The sequence below is a fragment of the Pelomonas sp. Root1444 genome, assembly GCF_001426885.1.
In the GTDB taxonomy this organism is placed as follows: Bacteria; Pseudomonadota; Gammaproteobacteria; order Burkholderiales; family Burkholderiaceae_C; genus Pelomonas.
In genome coordinates this window covers 142018-166997 of record NZ_LMFP01000003.1, presented here as the reverse complement: position 1 = coordinate 166997, position 24980 = coordinate 142018, and the positions used below count along the sequence as shown (strand labels likewise).

General features: G+C 69.2%; 30 protein-coding genes. 19 read left to right on the top strand and 11 right to left on the bottom strand.

Annotation, left to right across the window (positions count from 1 at the left end; translation table 11 throughout):
* The first annotated feature begins 11 nt into the window (after nt 1-11).
* The 5 genes from ASD35_RS27010 (at nt 12) to ASD35_RS03575 (ending at nt 3816) form a co-directional block, all read left to right on the top strand.
* Entirely contained in the window at nt 12-656 is a 645-nt protein-coding gene (locus ASD35_RS27010) for a hypothetical protein (RefSeq protein ID WP_056873547.1), read from the top strand.
* A gap of 80 nt (nt 657-736) precedes the next feature.
* The gene (locus ASD35_RS03590) at nt 737-1561 is read left to right on the top strand and encodes a MotA/TolQ/ExbB proton channel family protein (RefSeq protein ID WP_056873546.1); all 825 of its coding nucleotides are present in this window, start codon (nt 737-739) and stop codon (nt 1559-1561) included.
* Nucleotides 1562-1591: 30 nt separating this feature from the next.
* Nucleotides 1592-2020, top strand: coding sequence for a biopolymer transporter ExbD (locus ASD35_RS03585; protein ID WP_056873545.1), 429 nt, complete (start codon nt 1592-1594; stop codon nt 2018-2020).
* A 15-nt stretch (nt 2021-2035) separates the two neighbouring features.
* Nucleotides 2036-2473, top strand: a complete 438-nt coding sequence (locus ASD35_RS03580) for a biopolymer transporter ExbD (RefSeq protein WP_200956004.1) — start codon at nt 2036-2038, stop codon at nt 2471-2473.
* 83 nt (nt 2474-2556) lie between these two features.
* Complete coding sequence (locus tag ASD35_RS03575; protein WP_157275357.1) at nt 2557-3816, top strand: hypothetical protein; 1260 nt, start codon at nt 2557-2559, stop codon at nt 3814-3816.
* A 66-nt stretch (nt 3817-3882) separates the two neighbouring features.
* Here the strand turns inward: ASD35_RS03575 and ASD35_RS03570 are convergent, their stop codons facing one another.
* The 7 genes from ASD35_RS03570 to ASD35_RS03540 form a co-directional block, all read right to left on the bottom strand.
* A complete protein-coding gene (locus ASD35_RS03570; protein ID WP_056873542.1) occupies nt 3883-4641 on the bottom strand; it encodes a 3-hydroxyacyl-CoA dehydrogenase in 759 nt (252 codons plus the stop codon).
* 100 nt (nt 4642-4741) lie between these two features.
* Nucleotides 4742-5395, bottom strand: coding sequence for an adenylate kinase (gene adk / locus ASD35_RS03565; protein WP_056873541.1), 654 nt, complete (start codon nt 5393-5395; stop codon nt 4742-4744).
* A 99-nt stretch (nt 5396-5494) separates the two neighbouring features.
* Complete coding sequence (gene kdsB, locus ASD35_RS03560) at nt 5495-6232, bottom strand: 3-deoxy-manno-octulosonate cytidylyltransferase (protein ID WP_056873540.1); 738 nt, start codon at nt 6230-6232, stop codon at nt 5495-5497.
* Nucleotides 6229-6435, bottom strand: a complete 207-nt coding sequence (locus ASD35_RS03555) for a Trm112 family protein (protein WP_056873539.1) — start codon at nt 6433-6435, stop codon at nt 6229-6231. The genes kdsB and ASD35_RS03555 overlap by 4 nt, the downstream gene beginning before the upstream one ends.
* Complete coding sequence (lpxK, locus tag ASD35_RS03550) at nt 6420-7478, bottom strand: tetraacyldisaccharide 4'-kinase (RefSeq protein ID WP_056873538.1); 1059 nt, start codon at nt 7476-7478, stop codon at nt 6420-6422. Before lpxK ends, ASD35_RS03555 begins: the two co-directional genes overlap by 16 nt.
* Nucleotides 7444-7860 carry a biopolymer transporter ExbD gene (locus ASD35_RS03545; protein WP_056873537.1) on the bottom strand — a complete coding sequence of 139 codons (417 nt, stop codon included), beginning with the start codon at nt 7858-7860 and terminating at the stop codon, nt 7444-7446. The genes lpxK and ASD35_RS03545 overlap by 35 nt, the downstream gene beginning before the upstream one ends.
* A gap of 16 nt (nt 7861-7876) precedes the next feature.
* Complete coding sequence (locus ASD35_RS03540; RefSeq protein WP_056873536.1) at nt 7877-8494, bottom strand: MotA/TolQ/ExbB proton channel family protein; 618 nt, start codon at nt 8492-8494, stop codon at nt 7877-7879.
* A 346-nt stretch (nt 8495-8840) separates the two neighbouring features.
* Between ASD35_RS03540 and xseA the strand changes: the two genes are divergently transcribed.
* Nucleotides 8841-10142, top strand: coding sequence for an exodeoxyribonuclease VII large subunit (xseA, locus tag ASD35_RS03535; protein ID WP_056874573.1), 1302 nt, complete (start codon nt 8841-8843; stop codon nt 10140-10142).
* A gap of 56 nt (nt 10143-10198) precedes the next feature.
* Nucleotides 10199-10786 (top strand): superoxide dismutase, encoded by a 588-nt coding sequence (locus tag ASD35_RS03530; protein WP_056873535.1) that lies wholly within the window; start codon nt 10199-10201, stop codon nt 10784-10786.
* A gap of 195 nt (nt 10787-10981) precedes the next feature.
* On the opposite strand, the gene ASD35_RS03525 is transcribed toward ASD35_RS03530, so the two are convergent.
* The gene (locus tag ASD35_RS03525) at nt 10982-12196 is read right to left on the bottom strand and encodes a polyhydroxyalkanoate depolymerase (protein ID WP_056873534.1); all 1215 of its coding nucleotides are present in this window, start codon (nt 12194-12196) and stop codon (nt 10982-10984) included.
* A 132-nt stretch (nt 12197-12328) separates the two neighbouring features.
* Here ASD35_RS03525 and ASD35_RS03520 point away from each other — a divergent pair, with 132 nt between their 5' ends.
* The gene (locus ASD35_RS03520) at nt 12329-13009 is read left to right on the top strand and encodes a glutathione S-transferase family protein (RefSeq protein WP_056873533.1); all 681 of its coding nucleotides are present in this window, start codon (nt 12329-12331) and stop codon (nt 13007-13009) included.
* Here the strand turns inward: ASD35_RS03520 and ASD35_RS03515 are convergent, their stop codons facing one another.
* On the bottom strand, nt 13010-13450 hold the full coding sequence (locus tag ASD35_RS03515; protein ID WP_056873532.1) for a cupin domain-containing protein: 441 nt from the start codon (nt 13448-13450) through the stop codon (nt 13010-13012).
* Nucleotides 13451-13529: 79 nt separating this feature from the next.
* Nucleotides 13530-13976, bottom strand: coding sequence for a DUF192 domain-containing protein (locus tag ASD35_RS03510; RefSeq protein WP_056873531.1), 447 nt, complete (start codon nt 13974-13976; stop codon nt 13530-13532).
* 34 nt (nt 13977-14010) lie between these two features.
* Between ASD35_RS03510 and ASD35_RS03505 the strand changes: the two genes are divergently transcribed.
* From ASD35_RS03505 to ASD35_RS03470, 9 genes are read left to right on the top strand one after another with little or no spacing between them, the layout of a single operon-like run.
* A complete protein-coding gene (locus ASD35_RS03505; RefSeq protein ID WP_235538229.1) occupies nt 14011-16212 on the top strand; it encodes a cation-translocating P-type ATPase in 2202 nt (733 codons plus the stop codon).
* Nucleotides 16212-16361 carry a cbb3-type cytochrome oxidase assembly protein CcoS gene (gene ccoS, locus ASD35_RS03500; RefSeq protein WP_056873529.1) on the top strand — a complete coding sequence of 50 codons (150 nt, stop codon included), beginning with the start codon at nt 16212-16214 and terminating at the stop codon, nt 16359-16361. The genes ASD35_RS03505 and ccoS overlap by 1 nt, the downstream gene beginning before the upstream one ends.
* 46 nt (nt 16362-16407) lie before the next feature.
* Nucleotides 16408-17856 (top strand): cytochrome-c oxidase, cbb3-type subunit I, encoded by a 1449-nt coding sequence (gene ccoN, locus ASD35_RS03495; protein ID WP_056873528.1) that lies wholly within the window; start codon nt 16408-16410, stop codon nt 17854-17856.
* Between the two features lie 9 nt (nt 17857-17865).
* Complete coding sequence (ccoO, locus tag ASD35_RS03490) at nt 17866-18522, top strand: cytochrome-c oxidase, cbb3-type subunit II (protein ID WP_056873527.1); 657 nt, start codon at nt 17866-17868, stop codon at nt 18520-18522.
* Nucleotides 18509-18640, top strand: coding sequence for a cbb3-type cytochrome c oxidase subunit 3 (locus ASD35_RS27005; RefSeq protein ID WP_157275356.1), 132 nt, complete (start codon nt 18509-18511; stop codon nt 18638-18640). Before ccoO ends, ASD35_RS27005 begins: the two co-directional genes overlap by 14 nt.
* Complete coding sequence (gene ccoP / locus ASD35_RS03485; protein WP_056873526.1) at nt 18637-19530, top strand: cytochrome-c oxidase, cbb3-type subunit III; 894 nt, start codon at nt 18637-18639, stop codon at nt 19528-19530. Before ASD35_RS27005 ends, ccoP begins: the two co-directional genes overlap by 4 nt.
* An 8-nt stretch (nt 19531-19538) precedes the next feature.
* Nucleotides 19539-20930, top strand: coding sequence for a cytochrome c oxidase accessory protein CcoG (ccoG, locus tag ASD35_RS03480; protein WP_056873525.1), 1392 nt, complete (start codon nt 19539-19541; stop codon nt 20928-20930).
* Between the two features lie 18 nt (nt 20931-20948).
* Nucleotides 20949-21188, top strand: a complete 240-nt coding sequence (locus tag ASD35_RS03475; RefSeq protein ID WP_157275355.1) for a hypothetical protein — start codon at nt 20949-20951, stop codon at nt 21186-21188.
* Nucleotides 21185-21478 (top strand): hypothetical protein, encoded by a 294-nt coding sequence (locus ASD35_RS03470; protein ID WP_235538228.1) that lies wholly within the window; start codon nt 21185-21187, stop codon nt 21476-21478. Before ASD35_RS03475 ends, ASD35_RS03470 begins: the two co-directional genes overlap by 4 nt.
* On the opposite strand, the gene ASD35_RS03465 is transcribed toward ASD35_RS03470, so the two are convergent.
* Nucleotides 21420-22784 (bottom strand): NAD(P)/FAD-dependent oxidoreductase, encoded by a 1365-nt coding sequence (locus ASD35_RS03465; RefSeq protein WP_056873524.1) that lies wholly within the window; start codon nt 22782-22784, stop codon nt 21420-21422. The two genes, ASD35_RS03470 and ASD35_RS03465, sit on opposite strands and share 59 nt — an antisense overlap.
* A 150-nt stretch (nt 22785-22934) precedes the next feature.
* Here ASD35_RS03465 and ASD35_RS03460 point away from each other — a divergent pair, with 150 nt between their 5' ends.
* Nucleotides 22935-24446: a HAMP domain-containing sensor histidine kinase gene (locus ASD35_RS03460; RefSeq protein ID WP_082579884.1), complete on the top strand. Its 1512-nt coding sequence runs from the start codon at nt 22935-22937 to the stop codon at nt 24444-24446.
* A complete protein-coding gene (locus ASD35_RS03455) occupies nt 24430-24969 on the top strand; it encodes a hypothetical protein (RefSeq protein WP_157275354.1) in 540 nt (179 codons plus the stop codon). The genes ASD35_RS03460 and ASD35_RS03455 overlap by 17 nt, the downstream gene beginning before the upstream one ends.
* Nucleotides 24970-24980: the final 11 nt, after the last annotated feature.

The following is a 24980-nucleotide window of genomic DNA, read 5'->3' as shown; positions in this document are numbered from 1 at the left end:
AAGGAGCGCGCATGAATTTTGCGCAGGAGAAGCAGGGCGCGTCGCGGTTCACGGGCTTCGGCATCGTGGTCCTGATCCACGTTGTAGCCATCTATGCATTGGCCAGCGGCCTGGCTCGCGACATCGTCAAGAAGGTCACCGGTCCCATCGACGTCAAGGTGATCGAAGAGAAGGTCAAGCCGCCGCCGCCGCCCGAGAAGGTCGTGCCGCCGCCGCCCGACCTGAAGGCACCGCCGCCGCCGTTCGTGCCGCCGCCTGAATTCCAGGTGACTGCACCCGCGCCGCCGGCCCCGCCCATCCAGTCGACGCAGGTCGCGCCGCCCGCTGCCGACATTCCGCGTCCGGCGCCGGCAGCTGCACCCGCACCGGCGCCCGTCGCCAAGCCCGCCGGCAAGGTCACCGCCGGCATGGTTTGCACCAAGATGAGCAAACCGGAACTGCCGTCGGTCAACTGGAGCGGTGAGGCCCTCTTCAAGGCCGTGGCGACCGTGAAGGCCGGTCGCGTCGTTTCCGCCGAGGTCACCTCGTTGCGTGGCGGCGTTGATCGCAAGGCACAGCGCGCGCTGATTCAGGCGATCACGCAGACGCTGCAGGACACCTACGAATGCCCGGGCGATCACGTGTTCGAGCAGGAGTTCCAGTTCAAGATCGACTAAGCGACCTGTCTCGAATCCCGGCGCCGGCCTGGCGCACTCAGAACGTTACAAACCAGAATTTTTCCCTAGGAGTTGACTCCATGATTTCTCGCATCACCGGCTTCCTTGCCGCCATCGCCATGGCCGCGACCCTGGCCGTTTCGCCTGCCCACGCGCAAGATCAGAAGCCGGCCGACGCTGCCTCGGCCGCCGTGGTTGACGCCGCCGCCGCTCCGGCTGCCGCTGCCTCCAAGCCCGCTGAGAACCCGTACAGCCTGACGAACATCCTGGCTCACGGCAATATCGTCGACCAGTTCGTGCTGGTTCTGCTGGGCATCATGTCCATGGGTTCCTGGTACATCCTGGTCGTGCGCCTCTGGGACACAAGCAAGCTGGCTTCGGAAGCCAAGGAAGTCCGTGCCACGTTCTTCAAGAAGCCCAGCCTGGCTGACGGCGTGCGCGCGCTGAAGGAAGAAAGCGCCTTCCGCTACATCGCCACCACCGCCATCGAGGCTTCGGAGCACCATGAAGGCGCTCTGACCGAGAACATCGACCACAGCAGCTGGGTGACGATGAACGTCGACCGCGCCGTCGCTGACGTCAACTCCAAGATCTCCGCCGGCCTGGGCTTCCTGGCGACCGTCGGTTCGACCGCTCCCTTCATCGGCCTGTTCGGCACGGTGTGGGGCATCCTGAACGCGCTGACCGCCATCGGTCTTGCCGGCCAGGCCTCCATCGACAAGGTGGCCGGCCCCGTGGGCGCCGCGCTGATCATGACCGCCATCGGTCTGTTCGTCGCCGTGCCGGCCGTGCTGGGCTACAACTGGCTGGTCAATCGCAACAAGAGCGTCATGAGCCAGGTCCGTTCCTTCGCGGGCGACCTGCATGGCGTGCTGATGGGTAACCGCTCGGTCGCCAAGCGCTAAGCCCGGCAACCGCTCACAGGAGCCAATGCCATGGGCATGAACGTCGGATCTTCTTCCGGCGAGGACGATGTGGTCTCGACCATCAACACCACGCCCCTCGTGGACGTGATGTTGGTGCTCTTGATCATCTTCCTCATCACCGTGCCGGTGGTGACGCAGTCGATCGCGGTGAATCTCCCCAAGGAGACCAACCAGGTCCGCATCACCAAGCCGGAAAACATCGAAATCTCGGTCAGCAAGGACGGCGACGTCTATTGGGGTACCAAGCTGATTCCGGACATGGAGGAGCTGGTCAAGCGCCTCGGCAAGGAATCGGTCAAGAACCCGCAGCCCGAGGTGCACATCCGCGGCGACGACAAGTCGCGCTATGAGTCGGTCGGTCGCGTGATCTTCGCCTGCCAGCGCGCAGGCATCATGAAGATCAACTTCGTCACCGAGCCGCCGGCTCGTGGCGGCTGATCCCAGGAGTCGAATATGGGAATGAACGTTGGAAGCTCGTCGGGCGACGGTGAACCCGAAGTCATGATGGACGTCAACACGACGCCGCTGATCGACGTGATGCTGGTGCTGTTGGTGATGCTCATCATCACCATCCCGATCCAGTTGCACACCGTGAACCTCGACATGCCGCCGCCGAGCACGACACCGCCGCCATCCGAGCCGATCGTCCACACTGTCATGATCGACTTTGACGGCACGGTCTACTGGGACGAAGCCGCGTTGCCGAACCTCGACGCGGTGAACGCGAAGATGCAGGAGATCGGTGCGATGTCGATCAGCGATCAGCCGGAAATCCACATCAAGCCGAACAAGCTTGTCGACTATGGCGTCGTCGCTGCGGTGATGGCCTCGGCCCAGCGCAACAGCGTCAAGAAGATGGGCATGGTTGGTAACGAGCAATACGTCAAGTGACGTGTACCCGGGACCGCTGAACGCGATACTTTGATGCGCGCTGCCCGAAAGGGCGGCGCGTTTTTGCTTTGCAGGAGAGCAAGTTGAAGACTTTGAAAACCGTGGTGGCTGTCGCCGTTGGGGCTCTGGCCCTGTCCCTGAACGGTGCGCCGGGTGCCGAGTTCGGCTTCAATCAAGCATCGGCGCAGGAAAGCGTGCGCAAGGAAGTGGGCACGCCCCTGACCGAGGCCAGCAAGCTGGTCAAGGCGGGCAAGTTCAAGGACGCGCTCGGCAAGCTGCGCGACGCAGAGGCTGTCGGCGGGCGCACGGCTGCCGAGAACAACGCCATCGAAGGCGTGCGCTTCTCGGCCGCCATGGGTGCCAACGAGCCTGACACGATGGCCCGCTCGTTCGAAGTGCTGAAGGGCGCTGGCAAGCTGTCGCAGGCCCAGCAGCTGCAATACATGGAAGCCATCGCCGGCACCTATCTGCGCAACAAGGACAACGGCAAGGCCCTGACCTGGTCGCAGCGCTACTTCAAGGAAGGCGGCAACAGCGCCACGATGAAGCAGGTGCAGCAGAACGCCCAGTTCCTGTCGGGTGACATGACGTCGACCATCAAGGACACGCTGGACGAGATCGCTGCCGACGAGCGCGCCGGCCGCGCGCCCGCGAAGGACAAGCTCAATCTGCTGCTGTTCGCGGCGCAGAAGAAGGGCGACGCCCATGCCGAGAGCGTGGCGACCGAGAAGCTGCTGAACTTCTACCCCGATCCCAAGCTGTGGGCCCAGATCCTCGGCAGCCTGCCGCAGAAGAAGAGCTTCGACACCAGCCGCTATGCGCTCGACCTCTACCGTCTGCGCTTGGCGACCGGCAACATGTCGCGCGGCGCCGAAGACTACATGGAGATGGCCCAACTGGCTGCCCAGGCCGGCTATCCGGAAGAAGGCAAGCAGGTCGTCGACAAGGGCATGGCGGCGGGCGTGCTGGGGCAAGGTGCCGAGGGCGCCCGCCATAAGCGCCTGGCCGACCTGATGGTCAAGAAGATCGGCGAAGCCAAGGCCAATGCCGCGGCCAACGAGAAGGCTGCCGAGGACGCCAAGGACGGCAACGCCTTCGTGACGCTGGGCCTGGCCAATGCCTTCGGCGGCAATGCCAAGAAGGGCATCACCCAGATCGAGCAGGGCATCGCCAAGGGCAACCTGAAGCGCCCGGAAGACGCCAAGCTCTACCTCGGTCTGGCCTATCAACTGGCCGGTGACGGCGCCAAGGCGCAGGCCGCGTGGAAGTCCGTCAAGGGCAATGAAGGCGCTGCCGATCTGGCTCGCCTGTGGATCATCCAGTCGCGCAGCGCCAAGCGCTGATTGGCAGTTTCGTCAAAGCAAAGGGCCTGGTGCGAACCAGGCCCTTTTTTCATGGCGACTGCCGCATCACTTCGGCGCCATGCGGATCGCGCCGTCCAGGCGGATGACTTCGCCGTTGAGCATGTCGTTGGTGACGATCTGGTGCACCAGCTTGGCGTAGTCCTCCGGCTTGCCCAGGCGGCTGGGGAAGGGGACGCTGGCGGCCAGTGCATCCTGCACCTCCTGAGGCATGCCGAACAGCATCGGCGTGCCGAAGATCCCCGGCGCGATGGTCATGTTGCGGATGCCGCTGCGGGCCAGGTCGCGGGCGATCGGCAGCGTCATGCCGACCACGCCGCCCTTGGATGCGGCATAGGCCGCCTGGCCGATCTGGCCGTCATAGGCGGCCACAGACGCCGTCGAAATCAACACGCCGCGCTCGCCGGTCGGCTCCGGCTCGTTCTTGGCCATCGCTTCGGCGGCGAGGCGGATCATGTTGAAGGTGCCGATCAGATTGACCGTGATCGTTTTCGTGAAGCTCGCAAGGGGGTGTGCGCCTTCCTTGCCGACCGTCTTGATCGCCGGCGCGATGCCGGCGCAGTTGACGAGACCCACCAGCTTGCCCATGCCGGTCGCGGCGGTGACGGCGGCCTGGCCGTCGGCCTCCTGGCTGACGTCGCACTTGACGAAGACGCCGGCGATCTCGGCCGCCAGTGCCTGGCCGCGTTCGGCCTGCAGGTCGGCGATGACGACCTTGGCGCCGTGGCCGGCCAGCATGCGGGCCGTGCCTTCGCCGAGGCCCGAGGCGCCGCCGGTGACGATGAACACCTTGCCTGCGATTTCCATGGTGAGGATCTCCTGGGATTGATTGACGTGAACGTCAATTGTGGCCGACAAAAAAGCCGCGGGGCCTGGGCGCCGCGGCTTGGATGTAGCGTCAGTCGGCTCAGCTCAGTGCGGCCAGCGCCTTCTTCATGATGTCGTCCACCGAGCCCACGCCTTCGATGCGGCGGTACTTGGGGGCATTGGCATCGCCGGTGGCGGCCCATTGTGAGTAGTAGTCGACCAGTGGCCGCGTCTGCGCCTGGTAGACGTCCAGGCGCTTGCGCACGGTGTCTTCCTTGTCGTCGTCACGCTGGATCAAGGGCTCGCCGGTCTCGTCGTCCTTGCCCGCAACCTTGGGTGGGTTGAACTTGACGTGATAGGTGCGGCCCGACGCGGCGTGCACACGGCGCCCGCTCATGCGCTCGATGATGGCGTCGAAAGGCACGTCGATCTCGAGCACGTAGTCCAGCTTGACGCCGGCGGCCTTCATGGCGTCGGCCTGCGGGATGGTGCGGGGAAACCCGTCGAACAGGAAACCCTTGGCGCAATCGGGCTGGGCGATGCGTTCCTTGACGAGGCCGATGATGATGTCGTCGCTGACCAGAGCACCTGAATCCATGACGGCCTTGGCAGCCAGGCCGAGAGGCGTGCCGGCCTTGATGGCCGCGCGCAGCATGTCGCCGGTGGAGATCTGCGGAATGCCGAATTGCTTGCAGATGAAGGCCGCTTGGGTGCCTTTGCCGGCGCCAGGGGCGCCCAGAAGAATCAGTCGCATGGGTCTCCTCGTCTCGTCAGGACTGTGAAAAAGTCCTGCATCAGGTCAGCGGTCGAGTATCGCACGCGGCCTTTCGGGGGCCTGACGTGCCGTGCCGCTTCAGGCCTTGATCAGGCGTCGCACGCGCTCCAGGTCGTCCGGGGTGTCGACGCCCGGGCCAGGGCGCTCGTTGCTGACGTGCACGGCGATACGCTCCCCATGCCACAGCACCCGCAGCTGCTCCAGCGACTCGATCTGCTCCAACGGGCTGACGGCCAGCGTCGGGAAGCGGCGCAGGAAGCCGGCGCGGTAGGCATACAAGCCGACATGGCGCAGCGCCTGGTTCGGCGCGCCAGCGCCGTCGCGCCACCAGGCGATGGGCGCGCGCGAAAAGTACAGCGCCCGGCCGGCCTTGTCCGTCACCAGCTTGACGACGTTCGGGTTCGAGAACTCGGCAACGTCGGTCAACGTGTGGGCCACGGTGGCCATCACGCAATCCAATTGCGCCTCCAGCGTCGCCGCGCAGGCATCGATCATGGCCGGTGCGATCAGTGGCTCGTCGCCCTGCACGTTGACGACCACCGCGTCGTCGGCCAGGCGGAGCTGCTCGACGGCCTCGGCGAGTCGGTCGCTGCCGGACGGATGGTCGGCCCGCGTCATCAGTGCGCGCACGCCGTGCGCCGCGCAGGCGGCTGCGACCTCGGGCGCATCCGTCGCCACGACGACCTGGGCGGCACCCGACAGCGCCGCGCGCTGGGCGACGCGCACGATCATCGGCTGGCCGGCGATGTCGGCCAGCGGCTTGTTCGGCAGCCGCGTCGACGCCAGGCGCGCCGGGATGATGACGGTGAAGCTCACGGTGCCAGCTCGACCGGCGGCGTCGGCGCCTCGGGGTCCCAGGGCTTGGCCTCGCTCTCCAGCATCAGCGGGATGCCGTCGCGGATGGGGAAGGCCAGGCGGTCGGCGCGGCAGGCCAGGGCCGGCAGCTCACCTTCGCGCAGCAGCGTCAGCGGCCCCTTGCACAGCGGGCAGACGAGCATTTCGATCAGGCGGTGGTCCATCGGGCGGGCAGGGAGAGTTTGTGCAGTTGTTCGTCCAGCGCGGCCTCGAAGCCGGCACCGGGCGCGAAGTCTAGCGCCACGACCCAGACGGGCAGGGCGCCGACGCGCCCGGGCGGCAGCTTCACGGCGTCCTTCTCGGTCAGCAGCACGCCGGCCGCATCGGCCGGCCAGGGCAGCGCCGCGAAGTCCGCATGGTCCGGCAGCGCCAGCGTGTCCACGCGCAGGCCCAGGTCGGCCAGCATCCCGAAGAAGCGCTGCGGCCGGGCGACGCCGGCAACCGCCAGCAGGCCCGGTCGCGCGCGCAACGCGAGCAGCGTCTCCAGTTGCGCGGGTTGGCCGGCCCACCAGTCGGCCAGCGTCACGGCCCCGGCCAGGCGGCGTTCGGCGACGAAACCGGGCAGGGCGGTGCTGGGGCGGGGGGCGTTGTAGACCACGAGCTGGTCCGCCGCCAGCGGGGTCGGTGGCTGGCGCAGCGGGCCGGCCGGCAGCAGGCGGCCGTTGCCCAGGCCGCGTTCGTCGAAGACCAGCAGGCTCAGCTGCCGGGGCAGGCGCCAATGCTGCAGGCCATCGTCGCTGACCAGCAGTTGCAGGCCCGGCTCGGCGGCCAGCAGTGCCCGCGCTGCGGCGACGCGGTCGCGACCGACGGCCACCGGCACGCGGCCGCGCAGGTGGATCAGCAGCGGTTCGTCGCCGACCTCGCGGGCCGTCGACACCTGCGTGACGAGGCGAATGGCGTCGCCCTCGCGCCCGTAGCCGCGCGACACCACACCGGCGCGCAGGCCACGCGCGCGCAGCAGCTCCAGCAGGGCGAGCGTCGTGGGTGTCTTGCCGGCGCCGCCGACGATCCAGTTGCCGACGACGATGACCGGCACCGGCAGTGTCTCGACACGCTGGAGGCCGACGCGGTAGGCCACGCTGCGCAGCGCCAGCAGGCCGCGATAGAGCCAGCTCAGCGGCAGCAGCGCCGCGGACAGCGGGCCGCCGCTCAGCCACTCCCGCTGGAGTCGATCAGCGAGCGTCGGTCTGCGCGGCGAAGGTGACACGCGTCAGGCCGACGCGGCGCGCGGCGTCCATCACGTTGATGACGGCCTGGTGGGGCGTGGCCGCGTCGGCCGAGATGATCAGCGACGCTTCCGTGTTGCCGCCCGAGGCCTGTCGCAGCGCGCCGATGAGGATGTCCACCGAACGGCCCTCCACCGGCTGGCGGTTGATGACGAAGCGGCCATCGGCGGCGATGCCGACGATGACTTCCTGCGGCCGGTCCTTCAACTTCTCCGCGTCGGCCGAGGGCAGCGTGATCTGCAGCTCGGTGAACTTGGAATACGTCGTCGACAGCATCAGGAAGATCAGGATCACCAGCAGCACGTCGATGAAGGGGATCAGGTTGATCTCCGGCGGCTCGCTGTGCGGGGGGCGGAAGCGCATGATGCTCGGCGTCCGTTCAGGCGGTGTAGCGGCGCAGCTGGCCCAGCAGTCGGTCGGCGGCGGCTTCCAGCTCCAGCACGTACTCCTCGATGCGGCCGCGGAAGTAGCGGTGGAACATCAGCGAGGGGATGGCGATCATCAGGCCGAACGCGGTGTTGTAGAGGGCGATGGAGATGCCATGCGCCAGCTGCGCGGGGTTGCCGCCGCCGGGCGTCTGGCTGCCGAAGATCTCGATCATGCCGACCACCGTGCCCATCAGGCCCAGCAGCGGCGCGGCCGTGGCGATGGTGCCCAGCGTGTTCATGTAGCGCTCGAGCTGATGCACGGCGCGGCGGCCGGCGAACTCGAACACCATGCGCAGCTTGCCCTCGGGCATCTGCGGCTCGGCCGTGACGGCGCGCAGGCCGGAGGCCAGCACTTCACCGAGGATGGAGTTCTCGGCGAGGCGGTCCACCATGTCGGGCGCAGGCAGTTGCTGCGCGCTGACGTTGATGACGTCGTCCAGCAGCCGCGGCGGCAGGATGCGGCTGGCGCGCAGGCTGGACAGGCGTTCGATGATCAGCGCCAGCGCCACCACGGAGCACAGGAGCAAGGGCCAGATCGGCCAGCCGGCGGCTTGTATGATCGAAAACAAGGTCTCGTCCCCGTCGAAAAATGGCCGCTGGCGGCCGGGAGTGCGCGGGATTATGACCGCAGCCCCAGGCCCCGCCGGTGATGGCCGGCGCCACGAAAGCGTTCCCACAATCCACCGCAGCTGTGGACAACTTTGTGGGCAACACGGGGGCGCAGGCCCGCAGAGGCCGTCAAATCAAGGCTTTGGACAACTTGCCTCAAGTTTGAGCAGCGGAAATCGAATTGAAAAACAAGGCCTTATGTGCTCATGACAGCGCCGTGACAGGTGCGATGGGCCGAAATCGCCCGCCAGCCCAGCATTGGCGCGGCTGTGGACTTCCCGGCCCGCGCCGGCATTGGGTTTGCGCGTGATTGAAGGCCGCGAAGCCGCATCAAACCGTCGTGTCTGGGGCGTGGCAGGCTTGCTTGAGGCCGTCTCGCAGAGCCTGGCCGAGCGCTTTTCGGTCGTGGCGGTGGGTGGCGAGATTTCCGGCTTCACGCGCGCGGCCAGCGGGCACTGCTATTTCGGCTTGAAGGACGCCGACGGCCAGGCCGCCAGCCTGCGCTGCGCGATGTTCCGCCGCGCGGCGGTGCTGCTGGACTTCACGCCCGGCGACGGCGCACTGGTCGAGCTGCGCGGCCGCGTGGCCGTGTACGAGCCGCGCGGCGAGCTGCAGTTCATCGTCGAGGCCATGCGCCGCGCCGGTGCCGGCACGCTGTACGAACAGTTCCTGAAGCTGCGCGCGCGGCTGGCTGCCGAAGGCCTGTTCGACGAGGACGCCAAGCGCCCGCTGCCGACGTTGCCGCGGCGCATCGGCGTCATCACGTCCACGGCCGGCGCGGCGCTGCACGACGTGCTGACGGCGCTGGCGCGCCGCGCGCCGCAAGTCGAGGTCGTCGTCTACCCCAGCCCGGTGCAAGGCACGGAGGCGCCGCCGGCCCTTGTCAACGCGCTGCGCATCGCCAACCAGCGCGCCGAGGTCGACCTGCTGCTGCTGGTGCGCGGTGGCGGCTCGCTGGAGGACCTGTGGGCCTTCAACGACGAGCGGGTCGTGCGCGCCGTCGCCGGCTCGCTGCTGCCGGTGGTCTGCGGCGTCGGCCACGAGACCGACATCACCTTGTGCGACCTGGCCGCCGACCTGCGTGCGCCCACGCCCACGGCCGCCGCGGAGCTGGCGGCGCCGTCGCGCGAGGCGCTGCTGCAGATGCTCGCCGGCCTGGAGCGGCATCTGGCGCGCGCCACCGAGCAGCGCCTGCAGACACTCGCCCAACGCCTGGACCGGATCGCCCTGCGCCTGGCGCGGCCGAGTGATGCGCTGGCCCGGCAGCGCCGCCTGCTCGACCTGCTGGCCCAGCGCGCCGCCGCGGCGCCGGGCCGGCGCATCGAGCTGCAGCGCCAGCGCCTGGCGCACCAGGTTCAGCGGCTGGACCGCGCCCGGGCCGACATGCTGCGGCGCCAGCTCGTGCGGCTGGACGGGTTGCAAGCCAGGCTGCAGGCCCTCGACCCCCGCCACGTGCTGGCACGCGGCTATGCCTGGCTGGACGACGGCGCGGGTGGCGCGGTGACCTCCGTGCACGGCCTGCTGGCCGGCGCGGAGGTGCGCGCCGTGCTGGCCGATGGCAGCCTGGACTTGCGCGTCTTGGGGGTACTGCCTTCGTCGCAGGGGTGATCCCCGCTCCCTACAATCTTCCGGTTTCCCTTCCCCCCAACACTGAGGACTCCACGATGGAACACACGCTGCCCCCGCTGCCCTACCCGATCGACTCGCTGGCCCCGCACTACAGCCAGGAAACCCTCGAGTTCCACCACGGCAAGCATCACAACGCCTACGTGGTCAACCTCAACAACCTGCAAAAGGGCACCGAGTACGAGGCGCTGACGCTGGAAGAGATCATCAAGAAGGCGCCGAACCCGGGCCCGATCTACAACAACGCCGCCCAGATCTGGAACCACACCTTCTTCTGGAACTGCATGAAGCCGCAAGGCGGCGGCGAGCCCGGCGGCAAGCTGGCCGATGCGATCAACGCCAAGTGGGGCAGCTACGCCGCCTTCAAGGAAGCCTTCGTCAAGAGCGCCGTCGGCAACTTCGGCTCGGGCTGGACCTGGCTGGTCAAGAAGGCCGACGGCACGGTCGACATCGTCAACACCGGCGCCGCCGGCACGCCGCTGACCGGTGCCGACAAGGCCCTGCTGACCGTCGACGTGTGGGAGCACGCGTACTACATAGACTACCGCAACCTGCGCCCCAAGTTCGTCGAGACCTTCCTGTCGAACCTGGTGAACTGGCAGTTCGCTGAAGCCAATTTCGCCTGAACGGATCGCACTTGAACAAGGGCCGGCCGACGCCGGCCCTTTTTGTTGCCCTGCGTTTTCGGGCCGAGCGCCGGGCCGCTCCCTAGCCGGCCCGCGTTGGCGATGTTCTCGGCTCGATGCCGAGAGCATCGCCGTCCCCTCGGGGGGACCGGCCAGCTGCGCCCGCGTTCAGCGGGGCGCGACTGGACGAGGGGCCTACTGAGACACCTGGATCACGCGCCTGACGAGCGGGTAGACCTGGTGCTGCCAGCGCCGCCCGCTGAATACGCCGTAGTGGCCCACGTTGGGTTGGATGTAGTGGGTGCGCAGGTAGAGCTTCAGGCTGCTGGCCAGGTCTTGCGCCGCCAGCGTCTGGCCCACCGAGCAGATGTCGTCGCGCTCCCCCTCCACGGTCAGCAGCGCCGTGCGGCGGATGGCCGCGGGGTTCACGCGGCGGCCCTTGAACATCAACTCGCCGCGCGGCAGGTCGAAGGTCTGGAAGACACGCTCCACCGTCTCCAGGTAGAAGTCCGCCGCGAGGTCGGCCACGGCCATGTACTCCTCGTAGAACATGCGCGTGACCTCGGCCTTGTCGAACTCGTCGGCGACGAGGTGACGGTAGTAGTCCTTGAAGGCGTTGGCGTGCCGGTCCTGGTTCATGCTCATGAAGGCCGACAGCTGCACGAAGCCCGGGTAGACCCGTCGCCCCGCGCCCCTGTACCGCCACGGCACGTGGCTGATGAGGTGCTTGGCGAACCACTCGATGGGCTTGCCGGTCGCCAGCTTGTTGACCTCGGTGGGGTTGACGCGGCAGTCGATGGGGCCGGCCATCAGCGCCAGGCTGGCCGGCGTGGCGGGGTGGTCGTCCTCCGCCATCAGCGCGACCGCGGCCAGCGCGCTGACGCAGGGCTGGCAGACGGCGACGACATGGGCGCCCGGGCCCATCGCGGCGAGGAAGTCGATCAGGTGCTGGGTGTACTCGTCCAGCCCGAAGCGGCCGGCCTGCAGCGGCACATCGCGGACGTTGTGCCAGTCGGTGACGTGGACGTCGTGGTCCTGCAGCAGCGTGCACACGGTGTCGCGCAGCAGCGTGGCGAAGTGGCCGGACATGGGCGCGACGACCAGCACCTTGGGCGCGGCGGGCGCACCCTCGCGGCGAAAGCGCAGCAGCGTCGCGAAGGGCGTCGTCAGCACCGCCTCCTCGGTCACGGGCCAGCGCTCCTCGCCGCTGCCCGCCTCGGCGATGCGCCAGGGCGGGCGCTTGTGCGTGATCTGCGCCAGCTCGAACACCTTGCCGGCGGCGGACAGCTGGCTGGCGGGGAACCAGCCGGCCGCGGCGATACCGGGGTCCTGCAGTAAGGGCAGCGACAGGCGGGTGACCGCGCGCAGCGGCCACAGCAGGTCGGCATGGGCCTGGTAGGCGGGGTACATGGGTGCTCCTGCTAAGCCCGGGGGTGTACCCAGCGACGCAAGGAGCGCGCCAGCGTGGCATGGCGCTTGCGTCCCGTGCTGCACACACACCGCCAGGAGACGCCCATGCCCGTTGCCACGCCGACCCGGCCCATGGCCCGCACGCGCAGCAAGGCCGCCCCGGCTGCCACGCTGACGCTGAGCAGCAAGAACTACTCGTCCTGGTCGCTGCGCGGCTGGCTGCTGGCGCGCTTCGCCGGCCTCACCTTCGACGAGGTCATGGTGCCGCCCGACGACGAGGAGGCGCGCAAGGAGCTGCTGCTGCTCGCGCCGTCCATCCGTGTGCCCTGCCTGCGCCACGACGGCATGACGGTGTGGAACACGCTGGCCATCGCCGAAACGCTGAACGAGGCCTTTCCCAAGGCCGGCCTGTGGCCCGCCGACCGCATCGCGCGGGCGCATGCGCGCGCCGTCTGCGGCGAGATGAACTCGGGCTTCGCCAACCTGCGCGCCGCGCTGCCGATGAACCTCAAGGGCCACTTCCCGGGCCACAAGGTCTGGACCGGTGCCAAGCCCGACATCGAACGCATCGTCGAGATCTGGAGCGACTGCCTCGCCCGCTACGGCGGCCCGTTCCTGTTCGGCCGGAAGCGCAGCGCGGCGGATGCGATCTTCGCGCCGGTGGCGACGCGCTTGCACACCTACGACGTGCCGTTGCCGCCCGCGTGCGCGGCCTACCGCGACACCATCCTGGCGATGCCGGAGATGCAGGCCTGGATCAGGGAGGCGAAGCAGGAGCCCGAGGAGATCGAGCTCCTGGACATGGATTTCTGATCAACCCCAAGGCGCGGGCAGCGGCACGTCGCAGGGCGCGGGCGCGTCCACCGTCTTGAAGGCGGCGGGCGAGACGATCTCCAGGTATTCCATGTCCGGCGAGTAGTCGAACAGGTAGTGCACGATGCCTGGGCGTTGGTGCACGCAGTCGCCGGCCTGGACCAGCGTCTCCTGGTCGCCGTACATGAACTTGGCCCAGCCCTTGGTCATCAGCACGATCTGGAAATCCGCTTCATGGCGGTGCCAGCCGGTGCCCTGTTCGGGGGCCATGTTCGCCTTCACAAGGTGCGCGATGACGCGGCCGTTGGTGGCTTCGGCGATGCCCAGGTCGCGGTAGAGGAAGAAGTCCCTGAGGCCGTCGCTGCGCCAGGGCGTGTCGGCCGGCTTCACATGGGAGAACGTCGTGCCGGACGCTCCGACGGGTTCTGAAAGATCCGACATGGGGCAAGCCTCCTGGAAATGCTGAAGGAGGCCTTGCGCCATGCAAGACGCATTCCGAAGAGGTCGTTTGAACTAGGGGTCAGCGCGGCCAGGGCTGGCCGTTGATCTTGCTGCCCGCCTTGACGCCGCGCTTGGCGAACCAGCCCTGGTTCATCTCCAGCGCGAAGCGCACCGGCTTGCTGGAGCAGTGCGAGGTCTCGTCCATCGGCTTCATGTCGGCGGTGTTGACGACCTGGCCGGCGTCGTCGATGAAGGCAATGGACAGCGGCAGCAGCGTGTTCTTCATCCAGAAGCATTGCGGCTCGGCGCTCTCGAAGACGAACAGCATGCCGTTGTTGGCGGGCATGCTCTTGCGGTGCATCAGGCCGATGGCGCGCTCCTGGGGCGAGGCGGCGACCTCCGCCTGGATGACGTGCATGCCGGCCGTCAGCGGGATGCTGCGCAGTTGCTGCGGCGCGTCCTGGGCCGCCGTGAATCCGGACACGACGAGGAGCGCGGAGAAGGCGATTGCTTTGATGCAGGTCATGGGCGGGGCAGGGGGTGCGGCCTAGATTATCGGCGTGAGCGCTCTACCCTCTGGCTTGCACGTGGCTGAGGCCGACGCGCAGCTTCTCGCCCCCTTCACGACCTGGCCCGACGGCCCGGCCGGGGTGGCGGCGTCGCAGTTCCAGGTGGCCGGCATGCATTGCGCGGCCTGCGCCGGGATCATCGAGGCAGCGCTGCTGAAGCAGCCCGGCGTGCAAGGTGCGAGCGTCAACCCGGCGTCGGCGCGGCTGGCGCTGCGCTGGTGGCCTTCCCGCGTGGCGCTGGCGGACGTGCTGGCGGCGCTGCAGTCCGCCGGCTATCGCGCCACCCCCGACGTCGCCGCGCCGGCGCGCGAACTGCGCCGCCAGGAGCGGCGCCAGGCGCTGTGGCGGCTGTTCGTGGCGGGCTTCCTGATGATGCAGGTCATGATGTTCGCGACGCCGGCCTATGTGGCCGAGGCGGGTGAGCTGTCGAGCGACCTGGACCGTCTGCTGCGCTGGGGCTGCTGGGTGCTGACGCTGCCCGTGATGGTCTTCGCGGCCGGCCACTTCTTCAGCGGTGCGTGGCGGCAGCTTCGCGCGGGGCGGCTGGGCATGGATGTGCCGGTGGCGCTGGGTATCGCCGTCACGTTCGTGGCCAGCACCGGGGCGCTGTTCGACCCCGCCGGGCCGCTGGGCCACGAGGTCTATTTCGATTCACTGACGATGTTCGTCGCGCTGCTGCTGCTGGCGCGCTGGTTCGAGCTGGGCGCGCGGCACCGCGCTGCCGACGCGCTGGAAGCGGTGGCGGGTTCGCTGCCGATGGCGGCCGAGCGGCTGCGCGACGACGGCAGCAGCGAGCGCGTGCCGCCCGAGGCGCTGCGCGTGGGCGACCGCATCCGGGTCGCCGCCGGCGAGGCGTTCGCGGCGGACGGCTGCGTGCTCGCAGGCCAGGGCTGGGTCAACGAGGCGCTGCTGACGGGCGAATCGGCGCCGGTGGCCAAGGCGGTGGGCGACGCGGTCGTGGCGGGCAGCATCAACCTGGACGGCTCGCTGACCGTCGGTGTGCAGCGCGTCGGTGCGGACACGACGGCCCAAGGCATCGTGCGGCTGATGCAGCAGGCCCAGAGCCAGAGGCCGATGGACAGCGGCGTGATCGATCGCGTCGCGGCGGGGTTCACGGCGGTCGTGCTGCTGCTGGCGCTGGGTGCGGGCATCGCCTGGTGGTGGATCGAGCCGGGGCGTGCGGTCGCCATCGCGGTCGCGGTGCTCATCGTCACCTGCCCCTGCGCGCTGACGCTGGCCGCGCCGGCCGCGTGGCTGACCGCCAGCGGCGCGCTCGCGCGGCGCGGCCTGCTGTTGGCCGACCTGTCGGCGCTGGAGCGGTTGTGCACGGTGGATACCGTCGTCTTCGACAAGACCGGCACGCTCAGCGAGGACCGCCTGCAGTTGCGTCGGCATTGGGCCCAGGGCGCAGATGCCGATGCGCTGCTGGCCGTGGCCCGCAGCCTGGCGGCGCTGTCGCGACACCCGCATGCACGGGCGCTGGCGGACGGCACGCCAGCCGGCGCCTGGGCCGATGTGCGGGAGCTGGCGGGCCGCGGCATCGAGGCCCGCGACGCGACCGGGCGGCTGTGGCGCCTGGGCGCGCCGGCCTGGGTCAGCGAGCGGCCTGACATGGCCGCGCGGCTGGCCTTCGGCTGCGGCGACTGCGTGCTGTGGCTGGACCTGGCCGAGGCGCCGCGTGCCGACGCTGCCGATGCCGTCAAGGCGCTGCGGGCGCAGGGGCAGCGCGTGCGCCTGCTGTCGGGCGACCAGCCCGCGGCCGTCGCGCACATGGCTGGCGCCCTGGACATCACCCACTGGCGCGCTGGCGCCACGCCGGCGTCCAAGCTCGCTGCCGTGCGCGGCTGGCAGGCCGACGGCGAGCACGTGCTGATGGTGGGCGATGGCATCAACGATGCGCCGGTGCTGGCCGCGGCCGACGTGCGCATCGTGATGGGACAGGGGGCCATGCTGGCCCGAAGCACGGCGGATGCGCTGCTGGTGTCCGACCGGCTGATGGCCCTGCCGCAGGCGCTGGCGCTGGCGAGGAAGACGCGCCGCGTGCTGCGCCAGAACCTCGCCTGGGCCGCGTTCTACAACGCCGCCTGCGTGCCGCTGGCGCTGGCCGGCTGGCTGCCGCCGCTGGCGGCGGGCATCGGCATGGCGGCGAGTTCGCTGTTCGTGGTCCTCAACGCGCAACGACTCAACCGCTGATGGACATCCTCTACCTTCTCATCCCCTTTTCCGTCGTGCTGGTGCTGCTCATCGTGGCGGTGTTCGGCTGGGCCGTGAACTCCGGCCAACTCGATGGCGTCGACGGCGAGGGTGAACGCATCCTGCTTGATGCGGATCAAGCCCCCTAGGACCGCCACCTAGAAGAATCGTTTCCATCAGACTGAAGGAGTCGCGATGGCGAACGACAAAGCCCCGGTAGCACCGGGCGCAACGACATACGAGGACGGGCCGGTGCGCGCATTCGCACTGGCTGCCGTGCTTTGGGGTGTGGTGGGCATGGCGGTGGGCGTGTTCATCGCCGCGCAGCTGGCCTGGCCGGAGTTGAACTTCGGCATCCCATGGCTCAGCTACGGCCGCCTGCGGCCGCTGCACACCAACGCGGTGATCTTCGCGTTCGGCGGCTGCACGCTGATGGCGACCAGCTACCACGTCGTGCAGCGCACCGGCCAGACGCGGCTGTTCGCGCCCAAGCTGGCCTGGTTCCATTTCTGGGCCTGGCAGGCGGTCATCGTCGGCGCGGCCGTCACGCTGCCCATGGGCCTCACGCGCGGCAAGGAATACGCCGAGCTGGAATGGCCCATCGCGCTGCTCATCACGGTGGCCTGGGTGGCCTACGCCATCGTCTTCTTCGGCACGGTGGGGCGGCGCAAGATCCGCCACATCTACGTCGCCAACTGGTTCTTCGGCGGCTTCATCCTGGCCGTGGCGCTGCTGCACATCGTCAACGGCGCGGTGTTGCCGGTCAGCTTCTGGAAGAGCTACTCGGCTTACGCGGGCGTGCAGGACGCGATGGTGCAGTGGTGGTACGGCCATAACGCGGTCGGCTTCTTCCTGACCGCGGGCTTCCTCGGGATGATGTATTACTACATCCCCAAGCAGGCCGAGCGGCCGGTCTACAGCTACCGGCTGTCCATCGTCCACTTCTGGGCGCTGATCTTCACCTACATGTGGGCGGGCCCGCACCACCTGCACTACACGGCACTGCCCGACTGGGCGCAAAGCGTGGGCATGTTGTTCAGCCTGGTGCTGCTGGCGCCCAGCTGGGGCGGCATGATCAACGGCATCATGACGCTGTCGGGTGCCTGGCACAAGCTGCGCGACGACCCCATCCTGAAGTTCCTCATCGTCGCGCTGTCGTTCTACGGCATGGCCACCTTCGAGGGGCCGCTGATGTCGATCAAGACGGTCAACGCGCTGTCGCACTACACCGACTGGACGGTCGGCCACGTGCATGCCGGCGCGCTGGGCTGGGTGGGGCTGATCTCGATGGGCTCGCTGTACCACCTGATCCCGCGCATGTTCGGCCGCACGGAGATGTACTCCAAGAGCGCCATCGAGCTGCACTTCTGGATCTCGACGCTGGGCATCGTGCTCTACATCGCCGCGATGTGGATCGCGGGCGTCATGCAGGGCCTGATGTGGCGCGCGGTCAACCCGGACGGCACGCTGGTCTACACCTTCGTCGAGAGCGTCAAGGCAACCTGGCCGTTCTACGTGATCCGCCTGACCGGTGGCCTGCTGTACCTGGGCGGCATGTTGATCATGGCCTGGAACGTCGTGAAGACCATGCAGGTGGGCAAGACGCAGCAGGTGCGCATCCCGGCCGTGCTGGCCCACGCCTGAGGAATCCTTATGAGCAACAACATTGAACGTGTCACCGGCCACCAGCGCATCGAGACCAGCAACCTGCTGATGATCGTGCTGGTCCTGTTGACGGTCTTCGTCGGCGGCTTCGTCGAGATCGTGCCGCTGTTCTTCCAGCGCTCGACCACGCAGGCCGCCCCCGGCCTGAAGCCCTACACGGCGCTGCAGGTCGCCGGCCGCGACATCTATGTCCGCGAGGGTTGCTACAACTGCCACTCGCAGATGATCCGCCCGTTGCTGGCCGAGACGCTGCGCTACGGCGAGTACTCCAAGGCTGGCGAGTTCGTCTACGACCACCCGTTCCAGTGGGGCAGCAAGCGCACCGGCCCGGACCTGCATCGCGTCGGCGGCAAGTACAGCGACGACTGGCACCGCATCCACCTGATCAACCCGCGGGATCTGGTGCCGGAGTCCAACATGCCGGCCTACTCATGGCTGGTGAACGCGCCGGTCGACGCGGCCGCGCTGCCGGCCAAGATGACCGCGCTGCGCACGCTGGGCGCGCCCTACAGCGACGCCGAGATCAAGGGTTCGGTCGAGGCCGCCGCCGGCAAGACCGAACTGGACGCCCTGATCGCCTATCTGCAAGTGCTCGGCACTGCCGGCGCATCGAAGAACAAGGAGGCCTCCCGTGGGAATCAATGAACTGCGCGTGGCGGTGACGTTGGTGTCACTGGCCGTTTTCCTCGGCATCGTCGTCTGGGCCTGGCGCGGCCGCTTCGACGCGGCGGCCGAGCTGCCTCTGCAAGGGGATGAGCAATGAGCGATTTCATCAATGACGGCTGGTCGGTCTTCGTCGCCGCCGCCACCGTGCTGGGCCTGTTGGCCTGCATCGTGCTGCTCCTCATCGCGAGCCGCCGCCAGCCCTCCGCGGCCGACAACACGACCGGCCACATCTGGGACGAGGACCTGCGCGAGCTGAACAACCCGCTGCCGCTGTGGTGGATGGTGCTGTTCGTGCTGACGGTGGTCTTCGCCGGCGCCTACCTGGCGCTCTACCCGGGCCTGGGCAGCGTCTCCGGCAAGCTGGGCTGGACCAGCGTCAACGAGCACGCCAACGATGTGGCGCAGGCGCGTGCCGCGATGGCGCCCGTCTATGCCGCCTTCACCGGCATGGCGCCGGAGCAGCTCGCCAAGGACCCCAAGGCCCACGCCATCGGCGAGCGGCTGTTCGCCAACAACTGCGCCCAGTGCCATGGCTCCGACGCCAAGGGCTCCAAGGGCTTCCCCAACCTGACCGACAAGGACTGGCTGTGGGGCGGCAGCTTCGAGACCATCGGCGAGACCATCACCAAGGGCCGCGAGGGCCAGATGCCCCCGATGGCCGCGGCGGTCGGCAGCAGCGAGGACGTGCGCAACGTCGCGCACTACGTGCTGTCGCTGTCCGGCAGCCCGCACAACCCGCTGTTCGCGCAGCTCGGCAAGCCCAAGTTCAGCGCCTGCGCGGCCTGCCACGGCGTGGGCGGCAAGGGCAACCCGGCACTCGGCGCGCCCAACCTCTCCGACAAGGTCTGGCTGCACGGCTGGGGCGAGCCGGCCGTCATCGCGATGATCAACGGCGGCAAGCACAACCAGATGCCGGCCCACGGCGAGCGCCTCACCCCCGAGCAGATCCGCGTGTTGTCGGCCTACGTCTGGGGCCTCTCCCAGTAAGTTGACCCATGGCCGATTCCGAAGCCGTCATCCGCCTGTACAAGTCGGAAGACAAGATCCACCCTCGCAGCGTGCGGGGCCGCTTCACGAACCTGCGCTGGGCCCTCGTGGCGCTGACGCAGCTCGTCTTCTACGGCCTGCCCTGGCTGACCTGGGGCGACCGGCCGGCCGTGCTGTTCGACCTCGCCGCGCGGCGCTTCTACGTCTTCGGCTTCGTGCTGTACCCGCAGGACTTCGTGTACCTCACGGCCCTGCTGCTGATGTCAGCCTACGGGCTGTTCCTGTTCACCGCCGTGGCCGGGCGGGTGTGGTGCGGCTATGCCTGCCCGCAGACGGTCTACACCGAACTGTTCGTGCTCATCGAGCGCTGGTTCGAGGGTGACCGCAACGCCCGGCTCAAGCTCGACAAGGCACCGTGGTCGCTGAACAAGCTCTGGCGCAAGGGCGGCAAGCAGGCCGCGTGGGTCGCGCTGGCGCTGTTCACCGGCTTCAGCTTCGTCGGCTACTTCACGCCCATCCGCGAGCTGATGAGCTTCTCGTTCGGCCCTTGGGAAGCCTTCTGGGTGCTGTTCTACGGCTTCGCCACCTACGGCAATGCGGGCTTCATGCGCGAGCAGGTCTGCAAGTACATGTGCCCTTACGCGCGCTTCCAGAGCGCGATGTTCGACCGCGACACACTGATCGTCAGCTACGACCCCGCCCGCGGCGAGCCGCGCGGCCACAACGCGCTGCGCAACAAGAAGAGCGAAGCGCGCAGCCAGGCCGTGGGCGACTGCATCGACTGCGGCCTGTGTGTGCAGGTCTGCCCGACCGGCATCGACATCCGCAACGGCCTGCAGTACGAGTGCATCAGCTGCGCCGCCTGCATCGACGTCTGCGACGGCGTCATGGACAAGATGGGCACGCCCCATGGCTTGATCCGCTACGACACCGAGAACGGCATGGCCAGGCAGCTCACGCGCGCCCAGCGCTGGCGGCGCATCTTCCGGCCGCGCGTGCTGATCTACGGTGGGCTGCTGCTGGTGCTGAGCAGCGGCGTGCTGTGGAGCCTGGCGAACCGCCATGCCTTCCGTGTCGATGTCGTGCGCGACCGCGCGACGCTGGCCCGCCAGGTCGAGGACGGCTGGATCGAAAACGTCTACCGCCTGCAGCTGATGAACGCTACCGAGGCGCCGCAGCAGCTCAAGGTGGAGGCCGACGGCCTGCCCGGCCTGCGGCTCAGCCAGGCGGCCAGCGTCACCCTCGGCCCGGCCGAGGCGCGCTGGGTCACGGTGGCGCTGCGCCTGCCGCCGGAGGCGGCCCAGGACCTCAAGCCCGGCGCCCAGCCCATGCGATGGCTGGTGCGCAGCGCCAGCGGCGAGAGCGTCACCGAGAAATCCACCTTCGTCGTGCCGCGATGACGCGGCAGGAGAACCCCCATGACCACGCCCACACTCACGCCCACAACCCGCTCTTCCGCCTGGCGCGAGCCCATGGTCTGGCTCGTCGTGTCCGGCCCGGTGGCCGTCATCCTGGCCAGCATCGTCACGGTGACGCTGGCCATCCGCCACCCCGACCCACCACTGCGGCGGTCCGCCAGCGCTGACGACGTGCCCGCAGTGACCGCCCGCAACCACGCTGCGACCGGCGTGCAGGGCGTGGTGGGAGCCAAGCCTTGAACGGCCCGCCCGGCCCCTCGCGCATCGCGCGCTTCGCGATGGCGGTGGCCTGGTCGTCCTTCCTGTCGGCCGGCGTGCTGGAGGCCTTGGTGTTCGCCGTCGTCGACCCGGGCGAACTGCGCTGGTTCGGTGCGGCGCCAGTGGAGCTGTCGGTACAGGCCGTCTACACCGTCAGCTTCCTGATCTTCTGGGCCGTGGCCGCGCTGGGCAGCAGCTTCGCGCTGCTGCTCGTCAGCCTGCCGGACGACAACCGTCGGCCCGACCGTCACGCGCCGGGCTGGCCCCGCTGAGCCCATCGAGCCCAGCGCCGGCCACGACGCGCGCGCTGCGGTCATAGGTCCAGTAGGCCCAGGCCCAGTCCAGCAGCACGACGAAGCGGTTGCGGAAGCCGATCAGGAACCACACGTGGGCGAACAGCCAGAACAGCCAGGCCGGATAGCCTGAGAACCGCAGCGCACCCGCCGGCGTGCCCAGGTCCACCACCGCGCTGTTGCGGCCGATGGTGGCCAGGTTGCCGTAGTCGCGGTAGCGGAAGGCCTGCGTCGCCTCGCCGCGCAGCCGGCGCAGGATGTTGGCGGCGGCGCAGCGCCCCATCTGTTTGGCGCCGGGCGACACGCCGGGCACCGGCCTCGGCTCGCGGCCCGGCGCATGGCTTTGCGCGGCGGCCAGGTCGCCGATGACCTGGATGCCGGCGTGGCCCTTCAGGCTCAGGTCGGGCTCCACGACGACGCGGCCGGCCCGGTCCAGCGTGCAGCCGGTGGCTTCGGCCAGCGCGCGGCCCAGCTTCGAGGCCGCCACGCCCGCGGCCCAGACGACGCAGCGGCTCAGCAGCCGCTCGGGGCCGGTGGCGGTGGTGATGTCCAGCCCCTCGGCGTCGATGCCGGTCACGCGTGCGCCGACCTTGACCTCCACGCCGAGCGCCGCCAGCTGCTCGCGGGCGCGCTCGCTCAGGCCCTCGGGCATGGATTGCAGCACGCGGGGGCCGCCTTCGACGAGCAGCACGCGCGCCTGGCGCGGGTCGATGCGGCGGAACTCGCCTGGCAGCGTGTGCCGCGCGATCTCGGCGAAAGTGCCGGCCAGCTCGACACCCGTCGGCCCACCGCCAACGACGACGAACTGCAGCAGCGCCGCGCGGCGCGCCGGGTCGTCCTCCCGCTCGGCGGCCTCGAACGCCATCAACACCCGGCGGCGGATCTCGAAGGCGTCTTCCAGCGTCTTCAGCCCCGGCGCGAACGGTGCCCAGTCGTCGCGGCCGAAGTAGCTGTGCGTCGCGCCGGCGGCGACGATGAGATGGTCCCAGTGCAGCTGCGCGCCGTCCTTCAGTGTCACGGTGCGGGCCTGCGGCTCGATGGCGACGATTTCGGCCAGCAGCGTCGTCACGTTGCGCTGGCGCCGGAACAGATGGCGTATCGGCGCCGCGATGGACGGCGCCGACAGCCCCGCCGTCGCGACCTGGTACAGCAGCGGTTGGAACAGGTGGTGGTTGGTCTTGTCGACGAGGGTGATGTCGACATCGGCGCGCCGCAAGGCCCGCGCCGCCTCCAGGCCGCCGAAACCGCAGCCGATGATCAGGATCTGGGGACGCATGAAAGCCATCCTACGCCCGGTTTTGTGCGCTGCAGCACGAGGTGGTTTTTTCGGATCGTGGCAGCGCGGTTGCATCGTGATGCAAACCGGGCTGGCGCCGCGGGCGTTCATGTGGCATCGCGTCCTAGCATGCAGCGCCCCGCGCGGCACCTGCCACCGATGCCTTCGCACACCCTGGACCCCGCCCTCGCCGCCGCCCCTCAGACCGAGCCCACGCCTTCCCCCGACTCGGCCTGGCAGCGCCTGCGCGGCCTGTCCTTCCACCAGTGCCTGCTGGCCGCCTTCCTGTTGATCACCGCGTTGCTGGGCGGCGCCGCAGCGCAGGCGATGCTGGCGCTGGAGCATGTGGCCGTACAGGGCCGGCAGGCCTCGCAGGACGCAGCGGCCTTGACCGCGCAGGGCCAGCGCCTGGCCGAGCGCACCGTGGCGATGGAGCGCAGTGCGCGCCAGTTCCTGGTGCTGGACGACACCAGCCTGCGCGACCGCTATGAAGCGGCCTGGCAGGACGCCAAGGCCACGCAGTCGGTGTTGGCCGAGTTGCTGCCCGATCGCGCCTCGCAGCAGCTGCTCGCCGAGTGGGCGACACAGGCCGACGTTGCCTGGGAGGTGCTGCAGAACCCGGGCCGCGCCCGACCGGGCGCACTGCGGCGGCTGACGCCGGTGTTCGCGCGGCTGCACCGCCTCAACGAGACGCTGGCCGAGCACAGCCAGCAGGCGATGGACCGCCGCAGCGACGCGGTGCTGGCCGAGCTGGAGCAGCAGCGCCGCCTCATCAGTGCGCTGGTGCTGGGCGCCATCGCGCTGGCGGTGCTGCTGGGCTTCAGCTTCGGCCACTGGCTGCTGCGGCCGCTGGCCCATGTCGAGGCGGCCATCGGCCGGCTGGGCGACAACCGCTTCGACGAACCGGTCCTCGTGCGCGGCCCGGCGGACCTGCGCCGGCTTGGCCGCCAGCTGGAATGGCTGCGCCAGCGCCTGGCGACGCTGGAGTCCGACAAGACTCGCTTCGTGCGCCACATCTCGCACGAGCTGAAGACGCCCATGGCCTCCATCCGCGAAGGCGCGGCGCTGCTGCGCGACGGCGTGGCCGGGCCGTTGACGCCCGACCAGACCGAGATCGTGCGCATCCTCGGCGACAACAGCGCGGCGCTGCAGGGCCAGATCGAGGACCTGCTGCGCTACCAGACGCTGGCCTCGGACTCGCAGCAGCTGCAGCGCCGGCCGGCCGACTTGAGCGCCTTGCTCGAGCGCGTCGTGGACGACCAGCGGCTGCTGTGGCAGGCCAGGGGGCTGCAGGTGCGCGTCGACGGCGAGCCTTGCACGGCCCTCGTCGACGGCGAGAAGCTGGGCGTCGTGCTGGCCAACCTGCTGATCAACGCCGTGCGCTTCAGCCCGCCCGGCGGCACCATCACGCTGGCGCTGGAGCAGCGCGGCGGCAAGGTGCGCATCGACTGCATCGACGCTGGCCCCGGTGTGGCGGCCGAGGATGTCGAGCGCATCTTCGACCCCTTCTACCAGGGCCGCAACCAGGCGCCCGGTGCCCGCCGCGGCAGCGGCATCGGCCTGTCCATCGTGCGCGAGATCGTTCAGGCGCATGGCGGCAGCTGCCGCCTGCTGCCGAGCGACCGCGGCGCCCATTTCCGGATCGAACTCCCCCATGCGACGACTGTTTGAGATTTGCTTCGTGCTGCTGTTGGCGGCCTGCCAGACGCCGGTGCCGACGCCCGCCGCGCCGCCCCCGCCGCCGGCCGAGCCGGTCTGCCCCGAGCCACCCGCGCCGCCACCGCCACCGGAGGCCGACGAGCTCAGAGCCGTGCTGGCCTATGCCACCGAGCTGCGCGCGCGCGGCACCGCCGAACCCACGCCGGCCGTCGACGTCTCGGCCGCTCCCGCGGCATTGGCGATGCGCCGCGCGCTGTTGCTGGGCCAGGGCCGCAGCAGCGCCGAACTGGCCCAGGCCGCGGCGCAACTGGAGCTCGTGGTCAACGCGACGGACGCGCAGGCCGAGCCGCTGAAAGCCCTGGCGGCGCTGCTGGCCGCGCGGCTGGCCGAGCAACGCCGGCTGCTGGACAGTGTCGACAGGCTGAGCCAGCAGCTGCGCGACAGCCAGCGCCGCAACGAGCAGCTCAACGAAAAGCTCGAGGCGCTGAAGGCCATCGAGCAAACGCTGCCCGTCAAGGCGGGCACGTCACGATGAAGGAGTGCCCC

Excerpts from the sequence above, each read along its gene's own strand:
- ASD35_RS27010 (WP_056873547.1), top strand. The coding sequence starts at position 12 with ATGAATTTTGCGCAGGAGAAGCAGGGCGCGTCGCGGTTCACGGGCTTC.
- ASD35_RS03590 (WP_056873546.1), top strand. The coding sequence starts at position 737 with ATGATTTCTCGCATCACCGGCTTCCTTGCCGCCATCGCCATGGCCGCG.
- ASD35_RS03585 (WP_056873545.1), top strand. The coding sequence starts at position 1,592 with ATGGGCATGAACGTCGGATCTTCTTCCGGCGAGGACGATGTGGTCTCG.
- ASD35_RS03580 (WP_200956004.1), top strand. The coding sequence starts at position 2,036 with ATGGGAATGAACGTTGGAAGCTCGTCGGGCGACGGTGAACCCGAAGTC.
- ASD35_RS03570 (WP_056873542.1), bottom strand. The coding sequence starts at position 4,641 with ATGGAAATCGCAGGCAAGGTGTTCATCGTCACCGGCGGCGCCTCGGGC.
- adk (WP_056873541.1), bottom strand. The coding sequence starts at position 5,395 with ATGCGACTGATTCTTCTGGGCGCCCCTGGCGCCGGCAAAGGCACCCAA.
- ASD35_RS03555 (WP_056873539.1), bottom strand. The coding sequence starts at position 6,435 with ATGGACCACCGCCTGATCGAAATGCTCGTCTGCCCGCTGTGCAAGGGG.
- ASD35_RS03545 (WP_056873537.1), bottom strand. The coding sequence starts at position 7,860 with ATGCGCTTCCGCCCCCCGCACAGCGAGCCGCCGGAGATCAACCTGATC.
- ASD35_RS03530 (WP_056873535.1), top strand. The coding sequence starts at position 10,199 with ATGGAACACACGCTGCCCCCGCTGCCCTACCCGATCGACTCGCTGGCC.
- ASD35_RS03525 (WP_056873534.1), bottom strand. The coding sequence starts at position 12,196 with ATGTACCCCGCCTACCAGGCCCATGCCGACCTGCTGTGGCCGCTGCGC.
- ASD35_RS03520 (WP_056873533.1), top strand. The coding sequence starts at position 12,329 with ATGGCCCGCACGCGCAGCAAGGCCGCCCCGGCTGCCACGCTGACGCTG.
- ASD35_RS03515 (WP_056873532.1), bottom strand. The coding sequence starts at position 13,450 with ATGTCGGATCTTTCAGAACCCGTCGGAGCGTCCGGCACGACGTTCTCC.
- ASD35_RS03510 (WP_056873531.1), bottom strand. The coding sequence starts at position 13,976 with ATGACCTGCATCAAAGCAATCGCCTTCTCCGCGCTCCTCGTCGTGTCC.
- ccoS (WP_056873529.1), top strand. The coding sequence starts at position 16,212 with ATGGACATCCTCTACCTTCTCATCCCCTTTTCCGTCGTGCTGGTGCTG.
- ccoN (WP_056873528.1), top strand. The coding sequence starts at position 16,408 with ATGGCGAACGACAAAGCCCCGGTAGCACCGGGCGCAACGACATACGAG.
- ccoO (WP_056873527.1), top strand. The coding sequence starts at position 17,866 with ATGAGCAACAACATTGAACGTGTCACCGGCCACCAGCGCATCGAGACC.
- ccoP (WP_056873526.1), top strand. The coding sequence starts at position 18,637 with ATGAGCGATTTCATCAATGACGGCTGGTCGGTCTTCGTCGCCGCCGCC.
- ccoG (WP_056873525.1), top strand. The coding sequence starts at position 19,539 with ATGGCCGATTCCGAAGCCGTCATCCGCCTGTACAAGTCGGAAGACAAG.
- ASD35_RS03475 (WP_157275355.1), top strand. The coding sequence starts at position 20,949 with ATGACCACGCCCACACTCACGCCCACAACCCGCTCTTCCGCCTGGCGC.
- ASD35_RS03465 (WP_056873524.1), bottom strand. The coding sequence starts at position 22,784 with ATGGCTTTCATGCGTCCCCAGATCCTGATCATCGGCTGCGGTTTCGGC.
- ASD35_RS03460 (WP_082579884.1), top strand. The coding sequence starts at position 22,935 with ATGCCTTCGCACACCCTGGACCCCGCCCTCGCCGCCGCCCCTCAGACC.
- ASD35_RS03455 (WP_157275354.1), top strand. The coding sequence starts at position 24,430 with ATGCGACGACTGTTTGAGATTTGCTTCGTGCTGCTGTTGGCGGCCTGC.